Below are 6,772 nucleotides of genomic sequence, written 5' to 3' on the forward strand. Positions count from 1 at the left end.
CAGCGCGCGCGTGCTCGCCGCGGCGGCGCCGCGCATCGCGCCGCTGCTCACGTCGATCGCGGTGCCCGACGACGGCGCGTGCGTGCTCGTCGACTTCTTCAGCCGCTATCCGATTCGCGAAGTGCTCGGCGGCGCGCCCGGCACGCGCGGGCCGGACGCGGACGATCCGCTGCGCGGCGAGTTTCGGGTCGGCTTCGTCAACGGCAACTGGGCGCGCGTGACGAGCCGCGGCGAACTGCTGTTCGAGCGGGATGCCGGGAATGCGGGCAATGCGGGAGGCTCGCCGCACCTGGTCGGCCGTTTCGGGATGAACGACTACGTCGCGCGGGTGGTCGAGCGCGAAGGCGACACGAGCGAGCCCGAAGCCGCGAAGGCGCTCGCGGTCGCGGCGCGGACCTATGTCGTGCAGCATGGCCGCCACGACCACGGCTGCTTCCGTATCGACGACAGCAGCAGCACCCAGCGCGTACTGCCGCGCGCACCGGATGCCGCCGCGCGCCGCGCAGCCGATCTGACCGACGCGCTGGTGCTGACCGGCGTGCCGGTCCAGTATCACCACGACAAGGCCGCGCCGGGGCAGATGAGCTGGCTGGCCGCGAAGGCGTCGGCGCGGGAGGGTCGCGCGTTCGATGCGATTCTCGCGCGCACGTGGCCGCAGGCCACGCTGACGTCGTTCGAGAGTCCGCTTGCCGGCGACTGCATCGCGGTGGCCGGCGCCGAGGCCTGGCTGCAACGCAACGCGCCGCTGTGGGCGCGCCGTATGGAAGGCGCGGCCGGCTACGAGACGCCCGATCTGCCGGCCGTGTGCGCGGTGCGCGAAGGGCGGCCGTATGCCGACGCGCAGCGTAATCGTGTGTACGTGTACCGGCTGGTGACCGAGGAGGATCGCATCGCGCTCGCGCACGAGTATGTTCACCTCGCGTTCCAGCATCATCCGCGCGGGCTTGACGAAGCGTTCGTCGAGCGCACCGCGCGCACGCTGATCCGTACCGGGGATCCTGTTCAATGAGCGATGCGATGGGGCAGATTTTTTCCGGGTTGACCGTGGGACAGGAGCGGTAACGATGAAAAGCAGCACGACAGGTTGGCTGAAGGCGGCCGGCTGGCTGGTCGTCTTGATGCAGACGGCGCCCGCGGCCTGGGCGGCCGATATCGACTTCGCCGCGCCGCTCAACGGCTGGCGCAACACGAGCGGCGATAGCGAGCGCTATACGCAGGATGTGCACTACCCGGCGGTGGCGGTGTCGACGCCCGAGGGGCAGTCGAAGTTCGCGCTGATCGAAGGGCAGATCCGCAACACGCCGAAGAAGAAGGGCACGACGGTGGGCACGCTGGTCGTGAACGGCACGCCGATGCCACAGCGCGTCGAGGAAGACGGCCGGTTCTCGCGGCCGTACGCGTTTCCGTCCGGCAGCAACAGCGTCGAATTGCGCACGCCGGACGGCAGCCGCAAGCGCGTGCAGTTCTACGACGCGTACAGCGGCAAGACGCAGCCGAAGCTGCGCGTGCTGCTCGCATGGGACACCGACGGCACCGACCTCGACCTTCACGTCGTCTCGCCCGACGGCGCGCATGCGTGGTACGGCGATCGCGTGACGCCCAACGGCGGCGCGCTCGATGTCGACGTGACGACCGGCTACGGGCCGGAGATCTACTCGTCGGCGGCGCCGCTCAAGGGCACGTATCTCGTGTTCGTCAACTACTACGGCAGCGGCAACAGCGGCAGCGACATGACGGTCGCGCAGGTCACGATCATCACGAACGAAAACACGCCCGACGAAAAGAGCGAAACGATCCGCGTGCCGATGCGCAAGCCGGGCGAGTTGACGCTCGTGAAGACGTTCGTAATGCCTTGACGCGAGGCGCGGATAATGCGCGCGTTTTTGCGGACCACAAGAACTTTAAATGCGAAGAAGGGGGCGAAACAATGAATCAACTCGACCAGAAGCGGCCGCTGCTTATTTATGACGGCACACTCGGAGAACTCTACGGGATCTTTTTTAAAAATCTGCTGCTGCAAATCCTGACGATCGGCATTTACCGTTTCTGGGCGACCACGAATAATCGCCGCTATATCTGGTCGCATATGCGGTTTCAGGACGAGCGTTTCGAATATACGGGCACGGGCGGCGAGTTGTTCAAGGGTTTTCTGCTCGCGATCGGAGTCATCTTCGGCGCGGCTTTCGCCGCTGGGGTGCTGAGCGCGGTCGTGCGCGCGGCGACGAAAAGCGCGGCGCTCGGCGCTTTGCCGGTCATCGCACTTTATCTGCTGGTCGCCGTGCTTGCCGGGGGCGCGATTTTCAGCGCGCAGCGCTACCGCCTGAGCCGCACGCAGTGGTGCGGGATTCGCGGCGGCATGACCGGTTCGGCGCTCGGCTACGGCGTGCGCGTGTTGCTGTACGGGCTGTTGTGCATCGTCACGCTTGGGCAGATGACACCGTGGACGTCGATGCGTCTCACGGAGCGCCGCCTCAATGCCAGCAGCTTCGGCAGCCTGCCGTTTCATTTCGAAGGCCGCGCAAGGGCCGTGTATGGCCTGTTCCTCGCGACGTTCATCGGCGTGGCCGTGCTGCTCGTCGTGCTGTTCATGGCGTTCCTGAAGGGCGCGCTCGCGGCGATGCATGTCGGCCATGTGCCGAGGCCGGGCACCGGCGAGTCGCTGGCCACGCTCGGTTCGCTGCTCCTGTTCTACCTGCTGTTTTTCATCGGCGTGACGCTGATCCGTTGCTTCTATGCGGCGGCGCTGGCTCGCCACATCATGGGCAATACCACGCTCGGCTCGCAATTGCGGTTCGGCAGCAGCGTGACCGCGGGGCGTCTGCTCGGTTTGCAGTTCGGCAATCTCGCGATCATCGTGTTCACACTGGGTTTCGGCGCGCCGATCGTGCGGCATCGCCTGATGCGGTTTGCCGCGGACACGCTGCAGGTGGCCGGCCATCTCGATCCGCAAACGCTGGGCCAAAGCGATCAGGCGCCGCCGCTGACCGGCGAGGGCATGCTGAACCTGCTCGATCATGGTGGCGCATTCTGAGGCCGGCGCGGCGCCGGCCGGTACGCGCTACTACGATGGCTGCAACGCTGTCGCTCATGCGGCGACGCTGCGCTGGAGCGACGCGTTCCTGGCGATTCTGGCGATAGGCGGCGAGGCGGGCGAACTGGCGGTCTGGCCGCGTGAGCGGCTGGCGGTCAGTGACCCAGACCCCGATGGCCGGGTCGTCGTGTCCTGCAAGGGCGAGCCGGGGCGCGTGATGACCGACGCCCGCGCGGTGCCAGCGCGAATGGCGGCGCGCCGCACGCGCTGGCGCCATTATCTCGGCTGGACGATGGTTGGCGTGGCGGCAATGGTGACAGGGGTGGCGCTTGTCGTTGGCCTGCCGCCGGTGGGCGCGGCGCTCGTGCCGCGCAGCGCGGAAGCCCGGCTTGGCGATAGGGTGGAGACGCTCGTCGTCGGCAAGTATCGCGTGTGCGGCGGCGCAGACGGACAACGCGCGCTCGAGCAACTCGAGACGCGGCTCGCGCATGCGGCGAAGATCACCGGGCCGGTGCGGTTGGTAGTCATCGATAGTGGAAGGATCAATGCGGTGACGTTGCCGGGCGCGCGCGTGGTCATCATGCGAGGGCTGCTCGATCACGTCGACAACGCGGATCAACTCGCCGGCGTGATGGCGCACGAGACCGGGCATATCGCGCGGCGCGATCCGCTGGTAACGCTGTTCCGTAGCGCCGGCATTCATGCGGTCGGCGCGCTGCTCGGCTTCAATGTCGGCTTCGCGGACGCGTCCTCGCTGGCCGGGCGGCTCGTGGGCCTGTCGTATAGCCGCGAGATGGAGCGCGCGGCCGATGCGAACGGCGTTGCCTACCTGCAGGCGAGCGGCCTGCGCAGCGACGGGCTTGCCGCGTTCTTCGCGTCGATGGAGAAGCAGGCGGACAGGAGCAGCGGCAATACGAGCGGCCTGCTCGGGTTTTTTTCCGACCATCCACGCACGGACGATCGCGAGAAACGCAGCCGGGGCTCGCCACTGGGCGAAAGTGCGTTGACGGCGCGGCAATGGGCGGCGATTCGCGCGATGTGCGACAAGCCGTGACGCCTGCGACTCATTGCGTGCGCGGGCATGAAGTTCAATACGCTCAATGAGTTAGCGCAGTCATGCGCAGGTTGTCCACAAGCTTGTTCCCAGTTTCTGTGGACAACATCCGAAGTGCATTACGCGTAAAGCGACGTGCCTAAAGCACACACGGCGGCATCGGGCATTGGATTGGCGCAGTGATTGTGGACGGCGCACATTCTCATTCCGCTGCCAACGTCTGAGGAGAGACGCTTTGCGGCTTGCCGTGCGACGCACACGGCAAGCGCAAGGGGAAGAACTTAACGGTCGAGGAACGACTTTAGACGGTCCGCGCGGCTCGGATGCATCAGCTTGCGCATCGCCTTGCTTTCGATCTGACGGATCCGCTCACGCGTGACGTCGAACTGCTTGCCGACTTCCTCGAGCGTGTGATCCGACTTCGTGTTGATGCCGTAGCGCATGCGCAGCACCTTCGCTTCGCGCGGCGACAGCGAGTCGAGCGCATCGTCGATCGCGGCGCGCAGGTCGGCCTGCATCGCGGCATCGGCCGGCGACGATACGCCGGCATCTTCGATCATGTCGCCGAGCGTCGCATCGCCGTCGTCGCCGACCGGCGTTTCCAGCGACACCGGCTGCTTGGCGATCTTCAGAATGCCGCGCACCTTCTCTTCCGACAGTTCCATGCGCTCCGCGAGCACTGCCGGATGCGCTTCCTGGCCGGTCTGCTGCAGGATTTCGCGCGAAATGCGGTTGAGCTTGTTGATTGTTTCGATCATGTGCACCGGCACGCGAATCGTGCGCGCCTGGTCGGCGAGCGAACGCGTGACGGCCTGACGGACCCACCACGTCGCGTACGTCGAAAACTTCCAGCCGCGGCGGTATTCGAACTTGTCCACGGCCTTCATCAGACCGATGTTGCCTTCCTGGATCAGGTCGAGGAACAGCATGCCGCGGTTCACGTATTTCTTTGCGATCGATATCACGAGACGCAGGTTTGCCTCGATCATCTCGCTTTTGGCCTTGCGCATCTTCGATTCGGCCGCGACCATCTGGCGGTTGATCTCTTTCAGATGCTTGAGCGGCAGCGAAACGGTCGCTTCGATGTCGATCAGCTTCTGCTGTTCGGACTGGATCGCCGGCAGGTGACGCTCGAGCGCCGCGCCGTAGGTCGACGCACCGGTGCGGGCGGCGCGCGCGGTCCAGCCGAGGTCGGTTTCGGTGCCGGCGAACGTCTCGATGAACTTTTCACGCGGCATGCCGGCCTTCGAAACGGCGATCTGCAGGATGTTGCGCTCGATCGCGCGCACCTGCGCGACCTGCTGCTGCACGTCGCCGCACAGGCGGTCGATCGTGCGCGCGGTGAAGCGGATTTTCGCGAGGTGCTGCTGGATTTCCTCGCGTGCGCGCAGATAGCCTTTCGAACTGACGTCTCCGCGCGTATGCGCGGCGTTCATCTTGTCATACAGAATGCCGACCTGGGCGAAGATTTCGAGGCAGTCGCTCGTGAGCTGCCTCAGACGCGCTTCGTCCGCCGCCGCCGAATCGGTCTGGCCAACGTCGTCGTCTTCCTCTTCTTCGTCGCTGTCCTCGGCGCTGGTGTCTTCGTCGCTGTCCGCATCGGCGCCTGCTTCGTCTTCCGCGGCGACCGTCTCTTCTTCATTCAGGCCGTCGACCAGTTCGTCGATGCGCAGCTCGCCGTCGGCGACCTGCTGCGCGCTCGCGAGAATCGCGGAGATCGCGAGCGGGCATGCGGCGATCGCCTGCACCATTTCGTGCAGGCCGTCTTCGATGCGTTTCGCGATCGCAATTTCGCCCGCGCGCGTCAGCAGCTCGGTCGCGCCCATTTCGCGCATGTACATGCGCACGGGGTCGGTGGTGCGGCCGAATTCGGAGTCGACGGTCGACAGCGCGACTTCGGTCTCTTCGTCCGCCTGGTCGTCCGAGACCACGCTGGGGGTGTTGGAGTTGAGCAGCAGGGTTTCCGAGTCCGGGGCCTGCTCGTAGACCTGCACGCCCATGTCGCTGAACGCGCTGACGATGCTGTCGATCGCCGCCGTTTGCGTGAAGTTGTCGGGCAAGTGGTCGTTGATCTGCGCGTGGGTCAGGTAGCCTTGCTCCTTACCCAACTGGATCAGCGCGCGCATCAGGCGCTGGCGTTCTTCGGCTTGCTGCGGCGGCAGTTCGGTTGCCGTGGGGATCGCTTTGTTGGCGCCCTTGCCTTTGGCCGAGCGGCCGGAGGGAACTTTGGCGGTGAAGGCGGCGGTTTCGTGTTGCGAATCTTCGCGATCGAAAGGGTTCACGTAATTTCCTCTAGAGGCTTCGCTATGAGACGCAAGACGCTACCGTCAGGCGTTTCGAGCATGGCTCAGCATCACCTGATGTGACTCAACGCGGTTGTTGGGCTGTGCTCTGGAGAGCAAAAAAGATGAGCCCGCTTGAAGCGGGCCGATGGATATGAGAAATTTTGCGCGGCTCGCATTATATACGAGCTTGCGTGTTCGCGCTCACGGGTGCGCATCAATTCGTCATGCTTGTTGGTATCGCTTACGTGTCTGTTGGTTTTCGAGGCACGCCGACGTTCTCATGAAGATGAAGGTGCCCTCGTTTGAGTTCCATATAAATGGGCGCGCATCTTTGCGCGCTGTCTCCGAAGAAAATTCGCGGCAAGGGGTTGACGCGCTGTCGGCCGCTCTCCATAATCTCGC

General features: G+C 65.1%; 5 protein-coding genes. 4 read left to right on the forward strand and 1 reads right to left on the reverse strand.

The window, feature by feature from the left end:
* The 4 genes from QM685_RS36565 to QM685_RS36580 all read left to right on the forward strand — a co-directional run.
* The coding region (locus QM685_RS36565; protein ID WP_415124373.1) for a DUF2300 domain-containing protein at positions 1–1,009 on the forward strand (1,009 nt) is incomplete at its 5' end.
* 55 nt (positions 1,010–1,064) lie between these two features.
* Positions 1,065–1,856 (forward strand): YfaP family protein, encoded by a 792-nt coding sequence (locus tag QM685_RS36570; RefSeq protein ID WP_415124375.1) that lies wholly within the window; start codon positions 1,065–1,067, stop codon positions 1,854–1,856.
* A 71-nt stretch (positions 1,857–1,927) separates the two neighbouring features.
* Entirely contained in the window at positions 1,928–3,031 is a 1,104-nt protein-coding gene (locus QM685_RS36575) for a YjgN family protein (protein WP_415124377.1), read from the forward strand.
* Positions 3,015–4,085, forward strand: coding sequence for a M48 family metallopeptidase (locus QM685_RS36580; protein ID WP_415124379.1), 1,071 nt, complete (start codon positions 3,015–3,017; stop codon positions 4,083–4,085). Before QM685_RS36575 ends, QM685_RS36580 begins: the two co-directional genes overlap by 17 nt.
* A gap of 281 nt (positions 4,086–4,366) precedes the next feature.
* On the opposite strand, the gene rpoD is transcribed toward QM685_RS36580, so the two are convergent.
* Positions 4,367–6,367: an RNA polymerase sigma factor RpoD gene (gene rpoD, locus QM685_RS36585; protein WP_415124381.1), complete on the reverse strand. Its 2,001-nt coding sequence runs from the start codon at positions 6,365–6,367 to the stop codon at positions 4,367–4,369.
* Between the last annotated feature and the right edge of the window lie 405 nt (positions 6,368–6,772).

The sequence above is a fragment of the Paraburkholderia sp. genome, from assembly GCF_047605525.1.
In the GTDB taxonomy this organism is placed as follows: Bacteria; Pseudomonadota; Gammaproteobacteria; order Burkholderiales; family Burkholderiaceae; genus Paraburkholderia.